The organism is Streptacidiphilus sp. EB129 (assembly GCF_041262645.1).
Lineage (GTDB): Bacteria > Actinomycetota > Actinomycetes > Streptomycetales > Streptomycetaceae > Streptacidiphilus.
Map to the genome: position 1 here is coordinate 1 of NZ_JBGCCS010000055.1, position 24,365 is coordinate 24,365.

General features: G+C 68.4%; 20 protein-coding genes and 1 pseudogene. 12 read left to right on the forward strand and 9 right to left on the reverse strand.

Annotated elements, in window-relative coordinates; genetic code table 11:
• Nucleotides 1–13: 13 nt before the first annotated feature.
• The 4 genes from ABH925_RS34885 to ABH925_RS34900 are packed head-to-tail and all read right to left on the reverse strand — an operon-like array spanning nt 14 to nt 2,077.
• Entirely contained in the window at nt 14–895 is an 882-nt protein-coding gene (locus tag ABH925_RS34885; RefSeq protein WP_370155048.1) for an FtsK/SpoIIIE domain-containing protein, read from the reverse strand.
• On the reverse strand, nt 892–1,452 hold the full coding sequence (locus ABH925_RS34890; RefSeq protein ID WP_370155050.1) for an RDD family protein: 561 nt from the start codon (nt 1,450–1,452) through the stop codon (nt 892–894). Before ABH925_RS34890 ends, ABH925_RS34885 begins: the two co-directional genes overlap by 4 nt.
• A complete protein-coding gene (locus ABH925_RS34895; RefSeq protein WP_370155052.1) occupies nt 1,449–1,688 on the reverse strand; it encodes a hypothetical protein in 240 nt (79 codons plus the stop codon). Before ABH925_RS34895 ends, ABH925_RS34890 begins: the two co-directional genes overlap by 4 nt.
• Entirely contained in the window at nt 1,685–2,077 is a 393-nt protein-coding gene (locus ABH925_RS34900) for a hypothetical protein (RefSeq protein ID WP_370155054.1), read from the reverse strand. Before ABH925_RS34900 ends, ABH925_RS34895 begins: the two co-directional genes overlap by 4 nt.
• A 229-nt stretch (nt 2,078–2,306) precedes the next feature.
• Here ABH925_RS34900 and ABH925_RS34905 point away from each other — a divergent pair, with 229 nt between their 5' ends.
• Nucleotides 2,307–3,074 carry a GntR family transcriptional regulator gene (locus tag ABH925_RS34905; RefSeq protein WP_370155057.1) on the forward strand — a complete coding sequence of 256 codons (768 nt, stop codon included), beginning with the start codon at nt 2,307–2,309 and terminating at the stop codon, nt 3,072–3,074.
• A 348-nt stretch (nt 3,075–3,422) separates the two neighbouring features.
• On the opposite strand, the gene ABH925_RS34910 is transcribed toward ABH925_RS34905, so the two are convergent.
• From ABH925_RS34910 to ABH925_RS34920, 3 genes are all read right to left on the reverse strand, one after another.
• Nucleotides 3,423–6,953 (reverse strand): glycosyltransferase, encoded by a 3,531-nt coding sequence (locus ABH925_RS34910; protein ID WP_370155059.1) that lies wholly within the window; start codon nt 6,951–6,953, stop codon nt 3,423–3,425.
• Between the two features lie 315 nt (nt 6,954–7,268).
• Entirely contained in the window at nt 7,269–7,496 is a 228-nt protein-coding gene (locus ABH925_RS34915; RefSeq protein WP_370155060.1) for a hypothetical protein, read from the reverse strand.
• Nucleotides 7,497–8,457: 961 nt separating this feature from the next.
• The gene (locus tag ABH925_RS34920; protein ID WP_370155106.1) at nt 8,458–9,165 is read right to left on the reverse strand and encodes an ATP-binding protein; all 708 of its coding nucleotides are present in this window, start codon (nt 9,163–9,165) and stop codon (nt 8,458–8,460) included.
• Nucleotides 9,166–9,182: 17 nt separating this feature from the next.
• Here ABH925_RS34920 and ABH925_RS34925 point away from each other — a divergent pair, with 17 nt between their 5' ends.
• The 4 genes and pseudogenes from ABH925_RS34925 (at nt 9,183) to ABH925_RS34940 (ending at nt 13,442) form a co-directional block, all read left to right on the forward strand.
• The gene (locus ABH925_RS34925) at nt 9,183–10,538 is read left to right on the forward strand and encodes a transcriptional regulator (RefSeq protein ID WP_370155062.1); all 1,356 of its coding nucleotides are present in this window, start codon (nt 9,183–9,185) and stop codon (nt 10,536–10,538) included.
• A 442-nt stretch (nt 10,539–10,980) separates the two neighbouring features.
• Nucleotides 10,981–11,226, forward strand: a pseudogene (locus tag ABH925_RS34930) (ABC-2 family transporter protein); the annotation flags it as partial.
• A gap of 73 nt (nt 11,227–11,299) precedes the next feature.
• Complete coding sequence (locus ABH925_RS34935; protein ID WP_370155063.1) at nt 11,300–12,274, forward strand: ATP-binding cassette domain-containing protein; 975 nt, start codon at nt 11,300–11,302, stop codon at nt 12,272–12,274.
• 196 nt (nt 12,275–12,470) lie between these two features.
• Nucleotides 12,471–13,442 (forward strand): hypothetical protein, encoded by a 972-nt coding sequence (locus ABH925_RS34940; protein WP_370155065.1) that lies wholly within the window; start codon nt 12,471–12,473, stop codon nt 13,440–13,442.
• A 9-nt stretch (nt 13,443–13,451) separates the two neighbouring features.
• On the opposite strand, the gene ABH925_RS34945 is transcribed toward ABH925_RS34940, so the two are convergent.
• Both ABH925_RS34945 and ABH925_RS34950 read right to left on the reverse strand, forming a co-directional pair.
• Complete coding sequence (locus ABH925_RS34945; RefSeq protein ID WP_370155067.1) at nt 13,452–15,599, reverse strand: alpha-galactosidase; 2,148 nt, start codon at nt 15,597–15,599, stop codon at nt 13,452–13,454.
• Between the two features lie 160 nt (nt 15,600–15,759).
• A complete protein-coding gene (locus ABH925_RS34950) occupies nt 15,760–16,908 on the reverse strand; it encodes an aminotransferase class V-fold PLP-dependent enzyme (protein WP_370155070.1) in 1,149 nt (382 codons plus the stop codon).
• A 48-nt stretch (nt 16,909–16,956) separates the two neighbouring features.
• Between ABH925_RS34950 and ABH925_RS34955 the strand changes: the two genes are divergently transcribed.
• The 7 genes from ABH925_RS34955 to ABH925_RS34985 all read left to right on the forward strand — a co-directional run bounded on the left by ABH925_RS34955 (nt 16,957) and on the right by ABH925_RS34985 (nt 24,200).
• Complete coding sequence (locus ABH925_RS34955) at nt 16,957–18,252, forward strand: DUF445 domain-containing protein (RefSeq protein ID WP_370155072.1); 1,296 nt, start codon at nt 16,957–16,959, stop codon at nt 18,250–18,252.
• A gap of 153 nt (nt 18,253–18,405) precedes the next feature.
• Entirely contained in the window at nt 18,406–19,428 is a 1,023-nt protein-coding gene (locus tag ABH925_RS34960) for an adenosine deaminase (protein ID WP_370155108.1), read from the forward strand.
• Nucleotides 19,429–19,524: 96 nt separating this feature from the next.
• Nucleotides 19,525–20,307 (forward strand): class E sortase, encoded by a 783-nt coding sequence (locus ABH925_RS34965; RefSeq protein ID WP_370155074.1) that lies wholly within the window; start codon nt 19,525–19,527, stop codon nt 20,305–20,307.
• 305 nt (nt 20,308–20,612) lie between these two features.
• Nucleotides 20,613–21,371 carry a GntR family transcriptional regulator gene (locus tag ABH925_RS34970; protein WP_370155110.1) on the forward strand — a complete coding sequence of 253 codons (759 nt, stop codon included), beginning with the start codon at nt 20,613–20,615 and terminating at the stop codon, nt 21,369–21,371.
• Nucleotides 21,372–21,516: 145 nt separating this feature from the next.
• Nucleotides 21,517–22,641: a TIGR03364 family FAD-dependent oxidoreductase gene (locus ABH925_RS34975; protein ID WP_370155077.1), complete on the forward strand. Its 1,125-nt coding sequence runs from the start codon at nt 21,517–21,519 to the stop codon at nt 22,639–22,641.
• Nucleotides 22,641–23,357 (forward strand): phosphonatase-like hydrolase, encoded by a 717-nt coding sequence (locus ABH925_RS34980; RefSeq protein WP_370155079.1) that lies wholly within the window; start codon nt 22,641–22,643, stop codon nt 23,355–23,357. The genes ABH925_RS34975 and ABH925_RS34980 overlap by 1 nt, the downstream gene beginning before the upstream one ends.
• A gap of 63 nt (nt 23,358–23,420) precedes the next feature.
• Nucleotides 23,421–24,200 carry an HAD-IIA family hydrolase gene (locus ABH925_RS34985; protein WP_370155082.1) on the forward strand — a complete coding sequence of 260 codons (780 nt, stop codon included), beginning with the start codon at nt 23,421–23,423 and terminating at the stop codon, nt 24,198–24,200.
• The last annotated feature ends 165 nt before the right edge of the window (nt 24,201–24,365 follow it).

The window sequence follows — 24,365 nt, forward strand, 5'->3', positions numbered from 1 at the left end:
TCAGCCCCGTCGCCTACGAGCAGCGCCAATCAGCTACCCTGACACTCGCCGCATAACCACACAAACCCGTGTCCACCATCCGGGGTGAAGCCCCGGACGCCAGCGCCGACAGCCGCGCCTCGAACAGCGACAGTTCCATGCCGCCCTTCAGGTCGATGCCGACCAGGGCTACCTTCTGCCGGGCCCACGCTGAGACGAGCGCGGCCATCAGGGTGGACTTGCCAGACCGTGTCGCGCCGACGATCAGCCAGTGCGGCACCCGGCGCAGGTTCACCATCCACGCTGCGCCGTCCTCCCACTGCCCGACCACCGCTGCCAACAGCTCCGTCAGCACCGCGTGCGGCAGCGACGGGGCCGCCAACGGGTCCCAGGCGAGCGCGGTGACTGTCACGAAGCCGCGCACGTCGGAGGTGATCCGCACCGAGAACACCCGCCACGCGTGCGCGAGTGCTTCACCTGCGGCGAGGTACTGCTCCGGGGTCTGGCCGGGGTGAAGCCTCACCCGGACGGTCAGGCCGCCGCGTTGCCAGTGCGGCAGGCCGATCCGGGGCGGGATCAGTCGCAGCGCGCGACCGCGCACCACCATGTCCCCCAGCAGCCCGAGAGCCGGACGCTTGGACACCGACAGATCCTGCAAGTCGGTGACCCTGCGCCAGGTCCAGCGCACCCGCACCACCGCGACCGGGAACCCGCACAGCACCCACCAGGCGTGCGGAGCCCTGCGCCGCAGCACCGGAGACACCACCGCCAGCACCAGCGCCACACCCGCCAGGGCGACCAGGAGCCACACGCCGTAGGGGGTGTGGCGCACCACCGGCGCTGGAGTGCCGGAATGCTCCTGCAACGCGCAGGCCATCCCGACCAGCGCGCCGCAGCCGTCCGCCAATGCGTTCATGGCCGCACCTGCGCAATGGCGTTGATCGTCTCGACCTTGACGACGACGGTGCGGCAGATCTGATCCGCCCAGGTCTGCCGCCGGTACTGGAACAGCGGACGCACGTACCCGAAGAACACCGGGGCGATGTCCACCACGTGCAGCACGCTGCGCACGATCGAGCGGGCCGGGCCGATCGGAGCCCCGGTGTCCTCGTCCACGGTCACGATCCGCAGCAGCCGTTGTCCCAGGGACTGGCCGGTGCTGCCGCGAAGCGCCCACTGCCACACCAGGAACGCCACGCCCAGGCCCCAGTACAGGAACCCGAACACCGGCTGCAGCCCCACCCCGGCCAGCAGCGCGACCGCTTCCACCAGGGCGAAGACCGGGCGCGCGAGGTACAGGGCGTAGCCGTAGGCGGTGGCGATGCCGCCGACAATGCTGATCTCGATCAGCGTCGCCGACGCGCGTGCGCTCCAGTCCGCCAGGCCCGGAATCGGCACCCGGGGCCGCCGCTCACCCCTGGCCGGCGGAACCACGGCAGCGGCGCCGGGCACCCACCAGTCACCGGCGCTCATGGCGTGCTCCCGTCGGTGTCGCGCGGGGGCAGGACCACACCGTTCTCTGCCGCGTCGTTGCGGAGTTGGGTCTCCAGGTCTTCCGCCAGGCGGGCCGCGTCGGTGGCCATGGGGGCGATCACCGCGTACAGGAACCGGTAGTTGCCCACCGGCATGCCCGGCAGCAGCTCGGCGCCCAGGTCGGCCAGGTCCATCAACCGCTCCCGCAGCGCCCGCCAGTCACGCGCGGCGCTCACTTCGCGGCCCCCTTACCCACCGACGGGGCCGCAGCCGGAGCCGGAGGGGCTGCGCTCGGGGTCGGCGTGGGAGCGGGGGCGGGGTGGATGGAGTCGGCGCGGAACGACAGTCCGGTGCGGCCGTTGATCTCCCACAGGAACGCCTCAAGGTTGGTGAACTGCACGAACTGGCCGATGCCCAGGCCCACCGGCTCCCCGGACACCGCCACCTCGATGATCGCCGCCTTGGTGCTGCCCTCGGGGCGCACGGCCACGCCGACCGCCCACACGATCAGGCCGTCCTTGTCCGCCTTGGCCTCACCGGTCCCGAACTCCGTCTTGATCTCCAGGGAGACGCACAGTGCGGCTCCGAGCTTGCCCGCGTTCAGCGGGAGGTTCTTGATCGTCACTGCAAGGCCCCTTCCAGGCCCACGATGGCAGACCGAGTAGGTCAGTCATCATGATGAATGTTGGCGATTCCGAGGATGCGCCCGCTTGACCCGGAAGGCAAGGAGATTCATGCTTACGTCTGACGAACTAGGGCAGTCGCACTGCGTCTGATCAGCGCGAACAGATTCGAATATTCGTTCGAGGATTGTCGACAATGGCGGGCTGGACCCGCGTGAGGGGGCAGGAGCCATGGCAGTCATCAAGACCGAGGCCCTGTACAAGCAGGTCGCCAACGAGATGCGCAACTCCATCACCAGCGGCGAATGGCCCCCCGGCAGCAAGGTCCCCACCGAGGAGCAGCTCAGCGCCCTGTATGAGGTATCCCGCCCCACCGTGCGCCAGGCCGCCGCAGCCCTGCGCACCGAGGGACTGTTGGACATCCGGCAGGGCAAAGGCACCTATGTACGCGACCGCAGCACCGGCGCCGCCGCCATCATGAACCGCAACATCACCCGCACCGCGACCGGGTACGCGTTCGACGCCGATGCGTGGACCCAGGCCGAGGAACCCACCAGCGTCCGACTGCGCATCGACCCGGACTCCGCCGCCCTGCTGGACATCGCCCCGGGCGAGGCCGCCTACGGCATCGAGCGCCCGCTGATCCACCAGCCCACCGGCACCCGGGCACTGCACCGCATGATCCTGCCCATGGAACGCATCACCGGCACGCCCCTGGCGAAGAAGCCCACCATCCAGGTTTCCGATGTCTTCGCCGCGCTCGCCGCAGCACACGGCGAACTGGAATGGCACGAGACCGTGGACGCGCGCATGCCGCATCCCGACGAGCGCGCCAGCCTGCACCTGCCAGAGGCGGTGCCGCTCCTGATCGCCCAGCGCCTCACCCTCACTGAGGCCGACCAACGCCCGCTAACACTGGAGACCACCAGCCTCGGAGCCGGACGGGCGAGATTTGCATACACCATCCAAGCTGGTGGCGCGGTAGGGGAGCAGCTCTGACTGCAACTTCGCAAACGATCTCGGGTGAGCTTTAATCCGCTGCTGCCGGTCCACTGCGCCAGGCTCAGGTGGAACCGCTGGCACCGCTTATGAAGGCGTTCGGTGGGCAGGTTCGGGTTGACTGCCGTCCCTTCGCGACCCTGAGAGCTACTACAGGATTAATCGGATAAGCGCATACAATCTCCTACAGCCGAGGCCCTGTTTCCGACAGGAACATCAGAAGGAGTCTCAGTGGCATGCGATACGCCATACCTTTTTCAGCTGCCCGCGTGCACGCAGCACATCGTGCTAAGAAGAACTCTGCATGAAGCCCATCTTCACGTAGCCTTTTAGTACGAATAGGTCAAGCTAGTTGGCAGGAATTTCAGCAAGTAGCGCACTTGCTGCAGCGGACCAAGTCACCTTGCCGGCCAATCGGAGTCGCAAATCGTTCGCCTGCTTGAAAGAAGTAGGAAGATCACGCAGCGCAGCGTCAATGGCCCGAGCCCAAGTAGAGGCGTCTTCGTCATCGTTTCCTGACATCGGTACTATGCAGCGACTTGACGTGTCGACGTCCAGCACTTCGCGCAGCAATTCTGCCAGTCCACTTGACTCGCTGACTAGGACGGGTACGCCCATGGTAATGGCCTCCACGCCAACGAGGCCAAATCCTTCGGACCGCGATGGCATAATGACAAGTGCCGCTCTCTTTATATCCCCTGAAAGAAGCAGCTGATCGGCCGAATAGGAGCGAACTATGATTTCCAGCTTGGGGTTCAAGGCCCAATCTACAAGCGCGGCCCGTTGCGCGTCGGCAATATCGGCTGGTGCCCCACGCATGACCAAGCTGATTGGTGTCGTGCCGGCACGCTCCCGCCAGGTGTGCACTAGCCCACATGCGCGGGCAGCGAGGTCGATGCCCTTCAGTTGTGCATCCTCAGTTCGCCCTACAAGGAGCACCTTCAGGGGCGAACCACCTGGAGGCCTTCGTAGAGCAGAGTCCTCCAGATCGAATCCGGGATTGATCCTGAGTGGCGTCGGGTGCTCTTCGGAAATCTCCCCGATAAACCGATTGTGAAGTCGGGGGCCAACAGCAACCAGCCTGTGGGCCTGCTCGCCAAGCTCTCGCTCAATAGTGGTTCTTTGCTCGGCTTGAACTGCCCTATCCGTGCCCCGATCCAGCTTATGCCATTCAATCTCATCGGGTGCCATATGAATAAAATGAAGGCGTCTAGCCCTTTCGAAGAAATCTCTGCCAAGCGACAATGCAGCTGGGCCAGTTATCCGACTATGGCCGATAATAAGATCCGGAACAATACCATTCGGAAGATTCGGGCGTCGGATTAGCTGAGAGTACTCAGGAGCCCCCGGCACGGAAGCTGAGCGCACGAGAGTGACTCCTTCTGCTCCAGCTGCAGCGATCTCGACTTCATCAGCAGTGAGAACTAGACAGAATACCTGTGCCCCAGCCCTCGCCAACGCTATACATAGATTTCGGTTAAATGTACTGAGTCCGCCATGAGTAGATGACCACTCCGTTGCAACGACCAGGACGATCCCATTGCGGGAGGGCATTTCCATCTTCGGAGAAGCTTCAGCGGAGTCCCCCAGGTTTGATGGTGAAGTAGGAGTCAAAGAACCCGAACTCACTGCCCGAAGGGAAGGCATGTCTTGCCCCTTTAATGCAGATCCGGTCACGGGGCTGACGAGAACAGGCTCGTCTGTACCTATTGACCCTAGGGCCTTTAGCGCTCGCTTAATCGAGAAGACTAGATCAGTACGCGGCTCCTCCTTCAGGGAAACGCCTGCCCTGCCCATGAGAGGAACCACCATCGCACGCATCTGGTAGCGGCTGAGCGGCGCTGATTTCACATCTTCGGACGCCTTCATCAAGAGTTGCCTTGCAGTTCCATATGAGCGATTCAGCAAATGTGCCATTGCTGCATTGTACGACGTAAGTGCTACATTCTCTGGAGCACCTGACAACTTCAATCCAACATCTGCCCACAGCAGGGCGGAATCGGCATCCATAAGAAGAAGGCTAACGTAAGCGGCATTGTTGGCCGCAGTCCAGCTTGGGTCCAGTTCGAACGATCTCTCAAAATACGAAAGAGCGGCGTCAAATAGGCCACTCTCATATGCCGAAAAAGAGGCGGAAATATAGCTATGAGAAAGGGAATGCCGAATTCCTGCCGAACGGGACCGTTCCCATTCGCTAATTTGAGCGTGCGTCTTTAGCTTGACCCTCTGTACGTCGATGCTCAGCTCCCCATTGAGGGAGCGCACGCGGCGAGCGAACTCGCAGAAATTCGCATCCTTTGAGAGATCAAAGTCATTCACCCCAGAAGAACAGACCCACTGAACGGCAGTAGTCTCTTCGAAAGTGCAATGGACTGCCGCTATATCGAGAAGTTTGGGAACCCCGGCCGTCAAAATCTCATAGTGCAGACTTTGGGCTACGATGGGGGTGCGTAGCCCATCTTCAGTAGAGTCGGCGCTGAAAATCTCGATTGCTATTTCGAGCTCACGGGGCTTCATATTAACGCAACATTTTTCCAGCAATCTGGCAGGGGCGGCCTTTGCAGATATTTCGGCAAGCGCCACAGCGAGATTCGCTGTCAACAACTGCTTGAAAGTCCTGCGCCCCATCAGCTGTTTACGACCGCGCTTTCCCTTGCTGATTGTCCATAGCCTTGCGTAGACTTCATCGAAAAGCTCAGTCTCATCGGTCAAGTCAATCACATCGGAGTCAACAAGGACATCGTCCAAAATTTGTTGATTCCGGAATTTATAAAAGTATTCCTTTGAAACTTCCGCGTCCCCAAGGAGGCGGTAGGCAAACCAAGCTTCGTCCACAGTCACGTGGCCAAGCCCTGCGCATAGGGCATTGAAGACGTCGAGTCGTTTTGGCGACAGGCTACGCGCCAGGCGAATTAGTGGACGATCTAGAATGTTTCGACCGGCCTCCATTCGAGATCGAACGCCCTCTAGCAATTCAGTTGTCAGCGACATGTTGGATCCAGGATCCATTTGATATCGGGCAAACATCTCGTGACAATAGAGTTGAATCTCGTATGGGTTGCCATCAGTCAGCCTAGAAACCTCCGAAACGACACTCCTGAAATCTTCGAAGCAACCGCCATTCAATCCAATTTCCTTCAATGGCTGCAAAATGCAGCTGGAAATATCGGCGTGCTCAACGAAGCGCTCAATCTTGATCTCGCGGAACTGCCGCAGAAGCGGCGAAAAGACGCCAACAATGCGCCCGAGGAGATCGGAAGTTCCGGCTAGAACTATAACGAATCCATTGAGGCGATTGCCAAGGGCGCGCAAAATTGAAAGGACGTCTGGGTCCCCGGCTATTAGATGAGCCTCATCAATTAGAAGTACGATGGGCATCTTTATGCTTTGCACAAAATAGGTCAGGTCGGCCCGTAGCGCCGACTCGGGAACGGCGCCGTCAGGACCAGCCAGAGCAAGAGCTTCAGGGAATTCGAGGGGAAAATCGACCGCAGGGCTTGTTCCCCCCAGTATGCGTCTAACCGTAGTTGGCGTAACCGGTGTAGGCATATCAATCGTACTCGCGGCCGCAATAGTCGCGACAAGTTCCTCGTAAACTTTGCGATAGAAGGCAATGGGCGTCGTGTCACTTGGAACCAACTCAACACGCACCGGAAGTATATTCATACTTCTTGCTATGTGCTCAGCCTGATTTAGCAAGCTGGTTTTACCGGCGGCTCGCTGGCCGTGTACGGCTACGTAACTAGTTGGTTGGTCAACTGTAGCCTGTTGAAGCTCATACTTAATAGCTGATATCTCACCTGTGCGCCCGGCAAAGAGTGCTGGCTTGCGCACCGGATTTCGGTAATTGTATGGGTTCGGAAGACTAGCAAGATCCACGACGTCCACTCACCTCAGACTCAACTCTAGCGCCGGCGCCGCACGGTGTGCAGGCTGTACCAGCAATCGATCATGTGGGTTCTGGATCGATACACACCGTGGCTGAGGATGTCGCAGAGTCTCTTTACTCACTCAAGGGCGGCGCTGCCGCGCCGCCGGGCGGCCCCTGCCGCCCCGGCCGGGCATGCGGCCTGCCGGCCGGTCCCGGCCGGTCGGCAGGCCCCGCCCGGCACACGCCGACAGATGACTCCTCCGGCAGACGGGATGGCGCCCCGGGGTCCGTCGTGGTTCCCTCGGATCGCGACCCGGCCCATGTCACGCCGTCTGAGGGTCGCCCTCCATCCGCTCCAGGGCCCGCAGCAACTTGCGTGCCCCCAATGGCGACGCCTCCAGGTAGACAGTTCCCTGTCCGTCGTCCGCCCAGCCCGCCTGAGCGCGCATCAGCGAGGCCGTGAACCCCAGCTGCGCCAGTACGGCGTTTAGCACGTCCGCCGCCGACCGGGCCATCAGCCACTCGCGCTCGTAGTCAACCCCCGGTAGCAAGGGCCCCCCGCCCAGCTCGAACCTGGCCGCGTCCCAGCCGCCATCGTCCACATTCCCCCCGCGCTCCGACATGACCCGACCCTTCCCGTTCGATGTACCAGCAGCGCCATTCACTCCCAGCAGGCGAGCGCACTCTCTGGGGCACGGCCACCTACCCCGCTCCCGTTCCACACCCCGGAAGACAGCTCCGCGCCGGTTCCAAAGCCAGGAACGGGCGAACTCGCCGTTGCTGAAACACCCTTGGACTTGAATAAGTCCAGACATGTCGAAGCACCCGGGTACCATCGGCACCGGGTTCACACCCACCGGACCACCCTCCTCCCTCACAAGTCGGGGGTGGTCCGGCACCATGTTCGGTTGTTGATCGTCATAGGTTCCCGGATCCGGACGGGACAGACCGGAACCGGGAACCCGCTGCCGCAGGGTGGGTCCGACACTGACGAAGACAGGACGCACCCCGCGTGCCACAGCTGATCAGTCGCCCAACTGTGGCAACCCGCCCGTGGTTGAGACCGGCGCGCCGATGATCGGCAAAGGGCCGGATGCAAGCTCAGTGCCCGGGCGGGAGTCCTTCACGGATCAACCGTGGCTCACTTCAACGCACGCGATGCCAGGCGTGGACGTACAGGTCCTGGCCGAGCATCCGCACCAGCCTGGCCCGCCTCAGCGGAACCCGGCCACCGCATATGCTGCAGCGGACCACCGCCGTCTCGACCTGCCGCCGCTCCGCAGGCGATAGCCGCCGCTTCCTACCGAACATCGCTCTCCCTCCAGCGCCCTTCCGTGACGTCCCGTCGAACCCTTGCTGCCGCGTCGCGCTGTTCCTCGGTCCCGTTCAAGTTCCCGAACAGGAAGCTCCCAATGGGCGCCCTGGACCAGAAGTTCTCCCAGGTCGGGGTGGCAGTCGTCCAATCGCCCTCGCCGTCGGACACTTCCACCGTGCTCGGGTCCTCTTCGCCAATCATCTGCACACCTCGTTTTCGGATTCGTAGTACCTGCGGGTGTCCAGCCGGGCGTAAACGTACTTTCCGCCCGTCCCTCGTCGCCTCCACCACAGGTCATCAGCCAGTTCCCGGACGATCAACAGCCCCCGCCCATCTACAGCGAGCATGCTTTCAAGATCGTCATCCGCCTCGGACGGGAACCTGGGAGCGTTCGAATCGCAATCCCCGACCTCTACGAAGAGGCACGTTCCCGGGAAATGCCGTAGCCCCAGGACCACTTTGTCTGGCATCAGACGATCAATCGGCGCTCGCGCGTGGGTTAGCGCGTTGGCCATCAGCTCGGACATGCACAGCGCTACGTCGTCAGCCATCAGGTCGAGCTGCCAGTCTGCGAGAGTCTCAAGCGCGACCAGCCGGGCAGCGTGCACCACAGATAGCTGACCTCCAGGCCACACCCAACCTCGGTACCGATGCCATTCCTGTAACCCGCTGTGCCAGGCCCGTTCGGGCGGCTGCGGATCCATCGGGCCAGAGCGAGACGGAGCCGTCAGGCCACGCGTGGCAAGCCGGACGCCCGCAGCTTCGCCCATGATCGTCTCCTTCCGTGCGACAGGCCCCAGATCCAATGGCTTGGTCCGGTTTCTACTGATCAGAGAACACCCACGGGACGTCAGGGAGTACCGTCTGTAGGGGTGTTGAAGGGTGTTGAACGCGCCACGGGACATGATCAAGGGGCACGGGAATGAAGACGCCGAATAGCTTGCTTAGTGACTGGCTGCAGCGAACTGGCTGGTCACGGGGTGAACTTGCACGCCGAGTCCACGCCAAGGCCTTGGAATGGAAGCATCCGCACGTATTCGCCGACGCCTCAAGCGTCAGGCGTTGGCTTCAAGGGGAGAGTCCCCGTTGGCCCGTGCCGGACATCCTTGCTGACGTGTTCTCCGCGCACTTCGGCACCCGGGTCACGGCTTACGATCTTGGACTTGACGCAGAGACCGTGACCGATCGGGCCCTTGTCTACAGCCAGTCCTTTGCAGATACCGTGGAATCGGTTGCTGACCTGGGGAGAGCTGACGTGGACCGACGCAAGTTCCTGACCGGATCGACCTTCGCCGTCGCAGCGGCTGTGGGCCCGTCACGCGACTGGCTGTTGCAGACCCTCGACCAGACGCCAGAGCCCGGACGCAACGTCCGGTTCGAGGACGTCACCGCCGTGAAGAACATGTTCGGCGTGTTCCAGCAGATGGACATCTTCCAGGGGGGCGGGTCTGGCCGGCTGGCGTTGGCGGCCTACATGAGCGAGCACGTCTATCCCTTGCTGCGTCAGGCGCATGCCGACGACGTCCGGCAGGCCTTGTGCGAAGCCGCGTCCGAGCAGACTTACCTACTCGGATGGATGGCCTACGACAACGGGGAGCATGGCACCGCCCAGCGCTACCTGATCCAGTCCCTCCGGCTCGCCGAAGAATCGCGCAACCCTGCCCTTGGTGCACACGTTCTCGCAGGCATGGCCGATCAAGCCACTCTCCTCGGGCATCCGGAGGAGGGACGTAAGCTCGCCCAAGCAGGCCGCAACGGCCTGTCGAAGATCGCACCGGAGTCGAACGCGTGCCTAGCCGACCTCTGGGCACTCGAAGGCCGGGCACTGGCACGGCTGGGCGACAAGCGATCGGCCGCTCATGCCGTGGTCGCTTCCGAGCACGCCTACAGCAACGTCGACCAGGACAACGAGCCCGAATGGGCCCGGTTCATCGACCCGGCATACCTCAACGGCGAGCACGCCAACACCTTCCGCGACCTGGACGACAACGCCCAGGCGGCCGAATTCGCACGACGCTCCATCGCGCACGCCAAGTCCCAGCAACGCGCACGCCGAGGAGCGATGTCGCAAGCAGCACTCGCCGCGTCTCACCTGCAGAACCGCGACCTAGAGGCAGCGCATGCCGCCGGTGTTCGCACACTCAACCTGTCGCAGCAGGTGAAGTCGTCTCGCTGCGTTGAAGCCGTCAACGACCTGCGCCGCCGGATGGTCCCCTACGGCCACCACCCTCTGGTTGCCGACTTCAACGAGCGAGCCCGGACCCTACTCGCGGCGTAGCTCCAGCTGGGCCTCTACCGCCCTCACGAGCATGGCCAAGCCCCCCACTGCTGATAGGTCGGCGGTGGGGGGCTGTTGCTTTTCAAGCAGCTTTGGGCCGGGGCCGACCAAGGTTTTAAGCGGAAGCCGTCCGCGCAGGGCCCTCGCGGAGCAAGACCAGGGGCCGAGTGCCTGCTTCGCAAGGTGAGGGCCCTGCCCTCTCCATTTTGGCCAGCGTAATGGCCCCTGGTCATGCTCCGCCCCTACGCGGACGGCTTCCGCTCAAATCCTTGGTCAACCCCTCCGTCCAGTAGCCACGGTGGCGGGTAGTCAGGGGTGCCCGGCACACCCCGCCGGCCGCGCGGACGCCACCCGAGATCAGGGCGGAGTCAGGCCCGCTCCGGCGCAGGTCACGAGGGGTGTTTGGAGGATTCTTACGAAACTACATACCGCATTCCATTGTGGCGCGACGATGCTTCAGTACCCGCCCACGGTCTTCGCCCGCGACCTGGTCCGGGGCACCGTCTACGGGGTGCCGCTGGCCTTTGTGAACTGGCTGCCGGCCATGTACCTGCTGGACCGCCCGGACGCTCTCGGCCTGCCCGGGTGGCTGCGGTTCGCCTCGCCGCCGGCCGCGCTGCTCTGCGCGGCAGCGGCCGGACTCGCCTGGCGCGCGGGGCTGCGCGCCTACCGCAGCACCGGAAGCTGACCGCCGTCGGCGGGAACCGATGAGCAGGGCAACCGATCAGCAGAGAAGCCGATGTGCGGACAAGGAGACATCTGTGGGAATCATCGAGGTCGAGAACGTCGCCAGGACCTTCACCGTGCGCCGCAAGGCCGGCCGGCTGCGGCGCGAGCGCACGGTGGTGCGCGCCGTCGAGGGATTGAGTTTCAGTGTCGAGGCGGGGGAGATGGTCGGCTACATCGGGCCCAACGGCGCGGGGAAGTCCACCACCATCAAGATGCTGACCGGCATCCTGGTGCCCAGCGCCGGGCGGCTGCGGGTGGCCGGGGCCGACCCCTCGCGCGAGCGGGTGCGGCTGGCCCGCCGCATCGGCGTCGTCTTCGGACAGCGCACCACGCTGTGGTGGGACCTGCCGCTGCGGGACTCGTACGAGCTGGCCCGGCGGATCTACCGGATCGAGGACGCCCGGTACCGGCGCAACCTGGACCGCTGCGTCGAACTGCTGGAGCTGGGACCGCTGCTGGACGTGCCGGTGCGTCAGCTCTCGCTCGGCCAGCGGATGCGCGGCGACATCGCGGCGGCGCTGCTGCACGATCCGGAGGTGCTGTACCTGGACGAGCCGACCATCGGCCTCGACGTGATCAGCAAGAACCGGGTCAGGGAGTTCCTCGCCGAGGTCAACGCCGGGTCGGGCACGACCGTCCTGCTCACCACGCACGACCTGACCGACATCGAGCGGCTCTGCTCGCGGGTGATGGTCATCGACCACGGGCGGGTGGTCTACGACGGCGGCTTGGACGGGCTGCACGAGGTCGGTCGCAGCGAGCGGGTCCTGGTGGTCGACCTGGCCGCGCCCGGAGCGCCGATCGAGGTCCCCGGCACCCGGGTGGTCCGGGTCGAGGGGCCGCGCCAGTGGCTGGCCTTCCCGGCCGCGCAGAGCGCGGCGCCACTGGTCGCCGCAGTCGCGGCGGCCTACCCGCTGGTGGACCTGTCGGTACGGGAGCCGGCCATCGAGGACGTGATCGCCCGGATGTACGGCGGCGAACCGACGCTGGAGCGGGTCGCCCCGTAGCCGTACGGCGCGGGGGTGTGCCCGGGCGGGTGCCCGGGCAACTCCGGTGTTCCTGTTTGTCCTTGGGTGCGCCATTCGCGGATAACGGGTCGGCATCCATCGGGGGCGTGCGGGATACCGGCCGTCGGCTGTCGGCGGGCATCGATAGGGTCTGCACGTTCGGATCTCAATTGTCTTTTCGACGGGGTAGCCACACATGACCACACCGCCTCCTCCCGGATCATCGCCCTCGCCGCTGCCGGGGAACCCGTACGCGCAGCCGACGGGCGGTCAGAACCCTTACGCCGACCAGGTTCCGCCGCAGGGCAACCCGTACCAGCCGGCGCAGCAGCAGCAGCAGCCGTACGCCGCCGCGCCGCCCGCCCCGCAGCAGCCGTACCCGGCCACGCCGCCCCCGCCGCAGCCGTACGGCCAGCAGTTCCAGGCGCCGCCGCAGGCCCCGCAGCAGCCGTACGGGCAGCAGCAGTCGGCCCCGCAGCAGCCCTACGGGCAGCCGCCGGCCGACCAGTCGCCGTACGGGCAGCAGCCGCAGCCGGCCTTCGCGCCCGAGCCGGGCACGCTGACCTGCCGCTTCTGCGGTGGCTACCCGGCGGTCGACACCACGGTGCGGGGGCACCGCGGCATGATCGTCATCATGCAGTGGCGCAGCATGCGCGGCCCCTTCTGCCGCACCTGCGGCACCGCGGCGGTGCGCGACATGTCGGCGAAGACGCTGTGGCAGGGCTGGTGGGGCTACGGGTCGTCGATCATCACGCCGATCACCCTGATCAGGAACCTGTTCGCGCACAACAAGATCAAGGCGCTGCCGGCGCCGGCTCCCGGCCAGCCGGGCCCGCAGATGGACCCGGGCAAGCCGCTGCTGCAGCGTCCGGCGGCGATCATGTTCCTGGTGCCGGTCGCGGTGCTGGTGGTCATCATCGCGGCCGTGGTCGCCGGCAGTTCCGACGCCACGTACGCCTCGGTCGGGGACTGCGTGGTGAACAAGGGGACGGATGCCAACCCCGATGTCCACGTGGCCACCTGCGGCCCCGGCACCTACCTGGTGGACCAGAAGCTCAGCGGCACCACCTCGGACACCAACTGCCCGCAGAGCGACCCGGCCTCGTACACGCAGCAGGAGGGCAGCGACGAGTTCGTGCTCTGCCTGAAGCCGTACGGCGGATCCTGACGCGGCGCGTCAGATCCGGGTGAGGTGGACCACGGCGCTGGACCAGTCGCCCGCGGGCAGCGGCAGGTCCAGGCCGCGTTCCAGCAGGACCGCGCCGTGGTGCACGGTGTCGGTCGCCCGGTCCCGGTAGCGGGCCACCGGGTCCAGCGCGGCCAGCCGCAGTGGCGGCTGCGGACGGCCGAACCTGGGCTGCTGCAGCCAGCCGAAGACCACGGCCTCGGACGCGTCCGGCGCGGTGTACTGGACGGCGGTCAGCGCGTGGGTCTGCGGCGGCCGCAGCCGGTGCAGGACGCCGTGCTGGACCAGGTGCCGGTAGGTCTTGTACTCGGCGACGTAGCCCCCCGCCTCCTTGAGCTCGGCCGCGGTCCACTCGGCCAGGTCGCCGCCGAGCGAGAGCAGTCCGCTCATCGCGCTGTGGAACCGGAACCGCAGCGGGACGGCGCGCCCGGACTGCTGGTTGGGCACGTCGGTGACCCAGGCGGCCATGGTCCGGACCGGGTAGACCTGGGCGTAGCCGTCCTGGATCACCAGCCGGTCCGAGCCGTCGGTGTTGTCGGAGATCCACACCTGGTCGGTACGGGCCAGGACGGCGAGGTCCACCCGTCCGCCGCCGCTGCTGCAGGCCTCGACGCGCAGCCCCGGGTGGTCCGCGCGGAGCCGGTCCAGGACGTCGAGGTAGTTCCTGGTGTAGTCGATCCACAGCCGGTCCTGGGCGCCCGGCGCGGCGCCCTGCTCGGGCCAGCCGGCCTCGGTGAAGGGCCGGTTCATGTCCCACTTGAGGAAGTCGATGCCGTGGTCGCCGACCAGCCGGGTGAGCCAGCCGTACGCCCAGTCGGCGACGTCGCGCCGGGCCAGGTTCAGCACCAGCTGGCGGCGCAGCTCGGTGCGCTGCCGGTGCGGGTGGTGCAGCACCCAGTCGGGGTGGGCGCGGTAGAGGTCGCTGTCCGGGTTGACCATCTCCGGCTCCACCCAGAGGCCGAACTGCATGCCGAGGCCGTGCACCTGGTCGACCAGCGGCTGCAGGCCGTCCGGGAAGGCGCCGGGGTGGGGGGTCCAGTCGCCGAGTCCGGCGCGGTCGCTGCGGCGGGCGCCGAACCAGCCGTCGTCCATGACGAACAGCTCCACGCCGAGGGCGGCGGCGTGCGCGGCGAGCCGCTGCTGGCCGTCCTGGGTGACCGCGAAGCCGGTGGCCTCCCAGGAGTTGTAGAGCACCGGGCGGGTCTCGCCGGGGTGCGGCAGCACATGCGCGCGGATGTGGGCGTGCCAGGCCCGGGTGGTGGCGCCGAAGCCGCCGTCGCTGTAGAGGCCGGCCAGGCGCGGGGTGGTGTGGGTCTCGCCGGGTGCGAGCCGCAGCTGGACGCCGTCGTGGCCGGCTCCGGCGGTCAGCGCCAGGTGGTTGTCGGAGGTGCGCTGTACGGTGATCCGCCAGGTGCCGCTCCAGGCGAGGGCGGTGCTCCAGACCTGCCCGTGCTGCTCGTCGGCGTCGCCCGCGTCGATCATGGCCCAGGGCTGGGCGTGGTGGCTGGAGGTGCCCCGGCGGCTGGTCAGCACGGTCTCGCCGTAGGGGAGTTGCGCGCGGGTGAGCTGGGTCTCGGCGGCCCAGGCGCCGAAGGCGTGGCTGAGCCGGTAGTCGTCGCGGGGTGGCATCGCCCAGGAGCCGGAGTCGGCGCGGAGCAGTTCGACGGCGGCGCCGTCGGGTGAGTCGTCGGTGTTGCGGAGCTCGGTCCAGCGCTCGATCACATCGCTGTCCTGGCGGACCAGGTAGCCGAGGGTGATGCCGAGCGGGTAGTGCCGGTCCCGGAAGTGCAGGCGCAGGGTGCTGGCGCCGGTGTCGGGGTCCTCGTCCAGGGTGTGGCCGACGGCGGCCCACTCCAGGGCGCGGGTGCCGTCGGCGAAGCGCACCTGCAGCGAGGGCGCGCCGAAGCGCGCCCCGCCGTCGATCGGCAGTTCCTCGCCGGCGGGGGAGCGGCCGTCCCAGCCGTTGAAGACGTCCGGGCCGGCCGCCGGCATCGCCTCGGCCTGCTCCAGCGTCAGCGGGCCGCCCCAGTGCACGTGCCGGGGCGTCCCGTCGTCGTCCACCCGCAGCACGTAGCCGGTGGCCGGGGTACGGAGCAGCCAGGTACGGGATGCGGGGGCGTGGCTGACGGCGACGGGCATGGCTCTCCAGACGCGGCGGTGGAATCTGCGCGGTTGTGTGTCCTTAGGGTCGATTATGAGCGTACGGGTGGACCGGGGTTGTGGGAAGAGGCGACCTTCGCCGCGAAGCGCAGGGCGGTCAAGCGCGGGGCGGCGGAGCACGGGGCGGCGGACGGTGCGGCTAGGCGATGGAGCGCAGCGCCCGGTGGACCAGGTCGACGGTGCCGAGGGTGGTGGAGCCGTGGGCGCAGAGGCGCAACTGGTCCGGGCGCTGGGTGGCGGTGACGCCGTGGGCCTCGAAGGCCTTGGCGACCTGCGCCGGATCGGTGCGGGGCATGGTGAAGGCCACGATCCCGGCCCGCTCGTGCTCGGCGGTCGGGGACAGCACCAGACCGCCGGCGCTGCGGATCGTGTCGATCAGCTCCGCGGTTCGGTGCGCGACGTGGTCGGCGATCCGGTCGATCCCGGCGTGCTCGACCAGTTCCAGCGCCCGGGCCAGGCCGCCGGCCGCGATCGGGCTGAGGTTGGTCACCGAGAAGCGCTGGGCCCCGGTCGCGGCGGGGTGGTCCAGGTCGTCGAAGAGGCCCGGCTGCTGGACCCCGGACCAGCCGGTGAGCACCGGCTCGATCCGCTCCAGGGCCAGCTCGGAGGCGTAGACGAAGCCGGTGGCCCAGCCCGCCCTGAGCCACTTCTGGCCGCCGGTCACCAGCAGGTCGGCCGCGGTCCAGGCCATGTCGGCGACGCCCATGCCCTGGATCGCGTCCACGATCAGCAGCCGGTCCTGGCCGATCACCTCCTTGATCGCGGCGAGGTCGGCACGGAAGCCGCTGCGGAAGTCCACGGCCGAGACCGCGACCGCGACGGTGTCCGTGGTGAGCGCGGAGCGGACCTGGTCGGGGGTGATCCGCTGCTGGTCGTCCGGGGTCAGCGGCACCGGGCGGACCCGGCCGATCGCGGCGGCCCGGCGCCACGGGTAGAGGTTGGAGGGGAACTCCCGCTCGGGGACCAGGACGGTGCCGCCGGGCAGCCCCAGCGCGGCGTGGAACAGGCCGGTGCTGGTGTTGGGCAGCAGCGCGACCCGGTCCAGGTCCTCCGTGCCGATCAGCCGCGCCGCGGCCTGACGGGCCTGCAGCTCATGGCTCATCAGCTCGTCCACGGTACGGGAGGTGCAGTGCGCGGAGCGGGTGGACAGTGCGGTGGTGGTCTCGATCACGTCGGCCGAGGGCGGGCCGAAGCGTCCGAAGTCGAGGTAACCGTCCGGCTCGACGAAGTGCTCGGCGTAACCGGACAGTCCGCCCGGAGCGCTGGTGGTGCCCGGCGAGGGAGACATGCGGGGGATCACTCCAGAAGTTCGGTACCGGAAGGGCAGACTGAGTTCGTGAATACGCTCGAAGACAGTACGGCTGAGGGGCTGCCCGGCGTGCGGTACACGGCGTCGGACGAGGTGAAGCGGCGTGGCGTGCGCCGGATGAAGACCATCGCCACCGGCTTCCTGGTGGTGGCGACCATCGTGTACGTGCTGGCGAGTTGGGGGCTGCACGCGGGCGTCGGCTCCTGGGCCGGCTACGTCCAGGCGGCGGCGGAGGCCGGGATGGTCGGCGCGCTGGCCGACTGGTTCGCGGTGACCGCGCTGTTCCGGCGCCCGCTGGGCCTGCCCATCCCGCACACCGCGATCATCCCCACCAAGAAGGACGTGTTCGGGCGCAGCCTGGGCCAGTTCGTCGGGGAGAACTTCCTCTCCGTGGAGGTGGTCCGGGGCCGGCTGCGGCGGCTGGGGGTGGGCCGGCGGCTGGGCGAGTGGCTGTCCGCTCCGGGCAGCGCCGAGCGGGTCACCCGGGAGGCGTCCGCCGCGCTCCGCGGCGCGCTGGCGGTGCTGCGCGACGAGGACGTGCAGGCGGTGGTCGGCGAGGCGGTGACCCGGCGGGCCGCGGCCCAGCCGATCGCGCAGCCGATAGGCGCGATGCTGGCCCGGGTGCTGGCCGAGGGCGGCCACCGGGGGGTGGTGGACCTGTGCGTGGTGCGGGCCCACGACTGGCTGGTGGAGCACAGCGACTCGGTGATCGAGACCATCTCGCACGAGGCCCCCGGCTGGACCCCGAAGTTCATCGACCACAAGGTCGGGGTGCGGGTCTACCGGGAGCTGCTGCGCTTCGCCGAGGACGTCAGGGACAACCCGGAGCACGCCGCGCGCGGCGCGGTGGACAGCTTCCTGGAGGACTTCGCGAAGGAGCTGCGCACCGACCCGGAGACCATCGCCAAGGTGGAACGGGCCAAGGCCGAGCTGCTCGGCCGCTCCGAGGTGCAGGACCTGATCGCCTCGGCCTGGAGCGCGGTGCGGTCCATGGTGCTGGAGGCCGCCGAGGACGAGCAGAGCCAGCTGCGGGTGCGGATGCGCGACGGCATCCGCAGCTTCGGCCGCCGGCTGGCCACCGACGAGCGGATGCAGGCCAAGGTGGACGGCTGGCTGGAGGACGCCGCCGAGTACGTGGTGGACACCTACCGCGGCGAGATCACCTCGCTGATCTCCGACACCGTGGCCGGCTGGGACGCCACCGACGCCTCCCGCAAGATCGAGGCCAACGTCGGCCGCGACCTGCAGTTCATCCGGATCAACGGCACCGTCGTCGGCGCGGCGGCGGGCCTGCTGATCCACACCATCTCGGTGCTGGTCTGAACCCCCGGGTAACAGCCGCCGGCCCCTGAGTGACGGCCGCGGGCCCGCGCGCGAGAGGCGTGAGAGGGTGGCCGGGATGTGCCCGAACGAACGATCCGAACGAACGATGGAGTTGAGGAAACCGTGGCTGGAACCGAAACAGCAGCGGCGCGGATGACCGCGTTCGTGGCGGGTCTGCCCAAGGCGGAGCTGCATGTGCACCATGTCGGCTCGGCCTCGCCGCATGTCGTGGCCGGCCTCGCCGCCCGCTACGAGGGCCGCACGGCGGTGCCGACCGACCCGGTCGAGCTGGCGAAGTACTTCGAGTTCACCGACTTCGCGCACTTCATCCAGGTCTACCTCTCGGTGGTGGACCTGATCCGGGACGCCGCCGACGTGCGGGCGCTGACCTACGGCGTCGCCGAGGACATGGCCCGGCAGAACATCCGCTACGCCGAGCTGACGGTCACCCCGTACAGCTCCGTCAAGCGCGGCATCCCCGGCGAGGCCTTCATGGAGGCCATCGAGGACGCCCGCAAGGCGGCCGAGTCCGAGCTGGGCGTGGTGCTGCGCTGGTGCTTCGACATCCCCGGCGAGGCCGGACTGGAGTCCGCCGAGGTCACCGAGCGGCTGGCGCTGGACCTGCGCCCGGCCGGGCTGGTCAGCTTCGGTCTGGGCGGACCGGAGATCGGGGTGCCGCGTGGGCAGTTCCAGCCGTACTTCGACCGGGCCCGCGCCGCCGGGCTGCACAGCGTCCCGCACGCGGGCGAGGCCACCGGGCCGCAGACGGTCTGGGACGCGCTGACCCTCCTCGGCGCCGAGCGCATCGGCCACGGCACCACCTCGGTCCAGGACCCGCGCCTGGTCGACCACCTGGGCGAGCACCAGATCCCGCTGGAGGTCTGCCCGACCTCCAACATCGCCACCCGGGTGGTGGAGCGGATCGAGGACCACCCGATCCGACGCATGGTGGACGCGGGCCTGTTCGTCACCGTCAACAGCGACGACCCGCCGATGTTCGGCACCGACCTCAACCGCGAGTACGCCGTGGCCGCCGGGCTGCTCGGACTGGACGAGAGCGGCGTGGCCGAGCTGGCCCGGCAGGCGGTGCGCGGCTCGTTCCTCGACCAGCCGGGCAAGAGCAGGATCATCGCCGAGATCGACGGCTACCTGGCGGCCTGGAAGCCGCAGGCGTAACCTGCCGTGAGCTGACGGCCAGTCAGCTACCCTCTGCAATCGACTGACGAGCAGTCAGTTTCCCGGCGGGGGGATCACGGTGAGGGGGCGGGGCCGGTGCTGTCGCTGCGTCGGGTGCTGCTGGGGATCGGCGAGTTCGCGGTGACCCTGGGCCTGGCCGTGGTGCTCTTCGCGGCGTACGAGCTGTGGTGGACCAACCAGAGCGCCGACTCGCAGGCCCGGTCCGCCGTGGCGGGCCTGGAGCAGCAGTGGCAGGCGCAGGCCCGGGCGCGGGCGGCGGCCCCGGGCGCCGGATCCTCCGCCGGGCCCGCCCCGGCCGCGTCCGGGTCCCCGGCCGGGCCGGCCGTCGGCGCCGCCGACCCCGGCCGGGTCGGCGGAGCGGTCGGCACCGGCATCGACGGCATGGCGCGCGACCTCACCGCCTTCGCGGTGATCCGGATCCCGGCACTGGGCATCGTCTTCCCGATAGCCGAGGGCGTCGACAAGTACGCGGTGCTCAACCACGGCTACGTGGGCCACTACCCGGGTACGGCGATGCCCGGGCAGCCGGGCAACTTCGCGCTGGCCGGGCACCGCAACACCCACGGTGAGCCGTTCCGCTACCTCAACCGCCTGGGCGTCGGCGACACCGTGATCGTCGAGGACGCGGGCGGGTACTACGTCTACCGGATCGACTCGGTACTGCCGCAGACCTCCCAGTTCGACGCCGACACCATCGCGCCGGTCCCGCACAGCGCACTGCACCCCGGCCACGGGTACGGCTACACCGTCCCCGGCAGCTATCTGACGCTGACCACCTGCACGCCGGAGTTCACCTCGCTGTACCGGATGGTGCTGTGGGGTCACCTGGTCGGGTCGCAGCCCCGGCCGGTGGTGTGACCGGGGTGCGGCCGGTACCGCCGTGACCGGTACTGCGTGTGCGGTGGCGTGGTGTCCGGTGCGGCCGTGACCGGGCGCCGTCCCGGCCGGGCGGTCGCGGTGATCGGGCCCGGTACGGTTGCGGGGTGACCGCCGCTTCCTCGCACGTCCCACCGGGCACCGCACCGCCCGCCTCCGCCCGCCCCCGCTCCGCCGCAGGGTCGGCCGGGCTGTCCGCCGCCGCCTCCGGCGCCCCCGCCGACGACGCGCCCGCCGACGACGCGCCCGCCGACGACGCGCCCGCCGACGACGCCCCGGTCGAGGGGATCCTCGGCGGGATCCTGGGCTCGCCGGTCCGCGAGGGCGTGCCGGAGCACGGCCGGATGCCCAGGTACTACGCGGCCAAGGCACAACTCGTGGAGCTGCTGCAGGAGTTGGGCGAGGGCGCGGTGCTCCCCACGGAGCGCGAGCTGGCCGAGAGCTGCGGGGTGGCCCGGGAGACGCTGCGACTCGCGCTGCGCGAACTGCTGCTGGAGGGCCGGGTCCGGCGCCAGGGGCGGGGCACCGTCGTCGCCGGACCGAAGATCGAGCAGCCGTTGTCGCTGTCCAGCTACACCGAGGGGGTCCGCCGCCACGGCCGGATGCCCGGCCGCAGGCTGATCGGCCTGGACGACTTCGCGGCCGGCCCGGACGTGGCCCGGGAGTTCGGGGTGGAGGTGGGCGCCCGGATCTGGCACCTGGAGCGGGTACTGCTCGCGGACGAGGAGCGGGTCGGCCTGGAGAGCACCTATGCCCCGGTGGCCCTGCTGCCCGGCCTGGACCGCGACTTCGACCCGGCGTCCTCGTTCTACGCCTACGCCCGCGAGGCCTGCGGGCTGCTGCCGGGTGGCGGCCAGGAGCGGATCGAGACGGTGCTGGCCACCCCCCGGGAGGCGTTGCTGGTCGGCACCCCGCCGGCGCTGCCGATGCTGCTGCTGCACCGCCGCAGCTGGGACGAGCTGGGACGCCGCTTCGAGCGGGTGCGCACGCTCTACCGGGGGGACCGGTTCAGCTTCACCGCGGAACTGGGCGCCGCCGCCGAGTGACCGGCGGGTGGGCCGTGAAAGGCCGATTCTGTCCCGGTTGGGATATCGAAACGGTAACGGGTCTAGTCCAAACGTGCTGGGGTGTTCATGCTGGGTTCACCGGGACGGCCCCGCCGGAACATCTACGCGATCGAAGGTCTGACCTGTGAGAGTCATCGTCGTAGGAGCAGGAGCGCTGGGGACCATGCATGCCTGGCATGCCGTCCAGCGCGGTCATGAGGTCGTCCACCTGGAGCGGGAGCAGCAGGCGCGCGGCGCCTCGGTGCGCAACTTCGGTCTGGTGTGGGTCGGCGGCCGGGCCGAAGGCCCGGAGCTGGACACCGCGCTGAGGGCGCGTCAGCTGTGGGAGGGCATAGCCGCCGAGGTGCCCGCGGTCGGCTTCCGGGCGAGCGGGTCGCTGACCGTGCTGCGCACCGAGGCCGAGCACGCGGTCGCGGCCGAGGTGGCCGCCCGGCCGGACGCCGCCGTGCGCGGCTGGGAGCTGCTGGACGAGGCGGAGACCCGCAAGGCCAACCCCGCGCTGCGCGGTGACGGGCTGCTCGGCGCGCTGTGGAGCCCGCACGACGCCCAGGTCGAGCCCCGGGTCACCCAGCGTGCGCTGCAGGACCGGCTGCGCGAGTCCGGCCGCTACACCTTCCTCGGGGGCCGCGAGGTCCGCGAGATCGTCGGCGAGCGCTCGGTGCGCGACGACCGGGGCGAGCTGCACACCGGCGACCAGGTGGTGCTCTGCACCGGCGCCTGGCTCGGCGGACTGGTCCGCGAGCTGGCCCCGGAGCTGCCGGTGCGCCGGGTCCGGCTGCAGATGATGCAGACCGACCCGCTGGACGAGATGCTGACCACCTCGGTCGCCGACGGCGACAGCTTCCGCTACTACCCCGCCTACGCGGGCGGCGCGCTGGAGGCCCTGAACGCCGGCCAGCCGCAGCACCCGACCGCCGCCGAGCACCGGATGCAGCTGCTGATGGTGCAGCGCGCGGACGGTTCGCTGACCATCGGTGACACCCACGAGTACGACCAGCCGTTCGGCTTCGACACCGTCGAGGACCCGTACACCTACCTCGCGGAGCTGGCGGAGCGGGTGCTCGGCCGTCCGCTGCCGACGATCCGGCGCCGCTGGGCCGGCGTGTACGCGCAGTGCCGGGACACCACGCAGGTGGTGCACCGCGAGCGGGTGCGCGACGGCGTCTGGCTGGTGACCGGCCCCGGAGGCCGGGGAATGACCTGCTCGCCGGCGATCGGCGAGGCCACCTGTGACGAGATGGGGCTCTGATGAGCACGCAGCAGACCGCGACCAGCCTGGTCGTACTTGATATGGCCGGTACCACGGTCGCCGACGACGGACTCGTCGAGCGGGCCTTCGAGGCGGCGGCCGCCGAACTCGGCGTGCCGGCCGGCGGCGCCGAGCACCAGGGCATGCTGGACTACGTCCGCACCACCATGGGCGAGAGCAAGATCTCGGTGTTCCGGCACCTCTTCGCCAGTGAGGAGCAGGCCCAGCAGGCCAACCAGGCCTTCGAGAAGGCGTACGCGGAGCTGGTCGACCAGGGCCACTGCGCCCCGCTCCCCGGCGCCGAGGACACCATCCGGCAGCTGCGGGCCTCCGGCCTGACGGTCGTGCTGACCACCGGCTTCTCCGGCCCGACCCAGCAGCGCATCCTGGACGCGCTGGGCTGGCAGGGCCTGGTCGACCTGGCGCTCTGCCCGGCCGACGCGGGCGGCCGCGGCCGTCCGTACCCGGACCTGGCGCTGGCGGCGCTGCTGCGCACCGGCGGCGCGGACGACGTGCGCGCGATGGCGGTCGTCGGCGACACCGGTTACGACATGCTCTGCGGCGTCCGCTCCGGGGCCGGCGTGGTGGCCGGAGTGCTGACCGGCGCGCACGACGCCGACCGGCTCTGGGCGGACGGGGCCACCGACGTGCTGGCCTCGGTGGCGGACCTGCCGGCGCTGCTGGCGTCCCGCCAGGCGGGACGGGCGGCGCAGTAGCGGGTCGCGCCGATAGGCTGTGATCGTCGGGGCAGCCATTCCTAGAGGTACGGAGATACGGACGTGGCGGAACGCAAGCCGATCGAGTCCTGGCTGACGGACATGGACGGGGTCCTGGTCCACGAGGGGACGCTGATCCCGGGCGCGGACGAGTTCATCACCGCGCTGCGGAACTCGGGCAAGCCCTTCCTGGTGCTGACCAACAACTCCATCTACACCCCGCGCGACCTGCACGCCAGGCTCGCCGGGATGGGTCTCGACGTGCCCGAGGAGTGCATCTGGACCTCCGCGCTGGCCACCGCGAAGTTCCTGGACGGGCAGCGGCCCGGCGGCACCGCCTACGTCATCGGTGAGGCCGGGCTGACCACGGCGCTGCACCAGATCGGCTACGTGCTGACGGACAGCCACCCGGACTACGTGGTGCTCGGCGAGACGCGTACCTACAGCTTCGAGGCGCTCACCAAGGCGATCCGGCTGATCAACGACGGAGCCCGGTTCATCTGCACCAACCCCGACGAGACCGGCCCCTCCACCGAGGGCGTGCTCCCGGCGACGGGCTCGGTGGCGGCGCTGATCACCAAGGCGACCGGCGTGGACCCGTACTTCGTGGGCAAGCCCAACCCGCTGATGATGCGGGAGGCGCTGAACACGCTGAACGCGCACTCCGAGTCGACGGCGATGATCGGCGACCGGATGGACACCGACATCAAGTCCGGCATGGAGGCGGGTCTGCAGACGGTGCTGGTGCTGACCGGGCTGACCCAGGAGTCCGAGGTCGAGCGTTTCCCGTACCGGCCGTCGCGGGTGCTGAAGTCCGTGGTGGAGCTGATCGGGGAAATCTGACCCCCTCCGCGAGATCTGAACCCTCGCCGCTGACCGGGTGTCAGCGTGCGCTGCCGTCGGCCCCGTTGCTCGTGCGACTACGAGTAACGGGGCCGATCGGCGTACCGGGTCACCCGAAGGGCTGGGCCCGGTCCACCGGGCGGCGGCATGTCGTACGTACGGAAG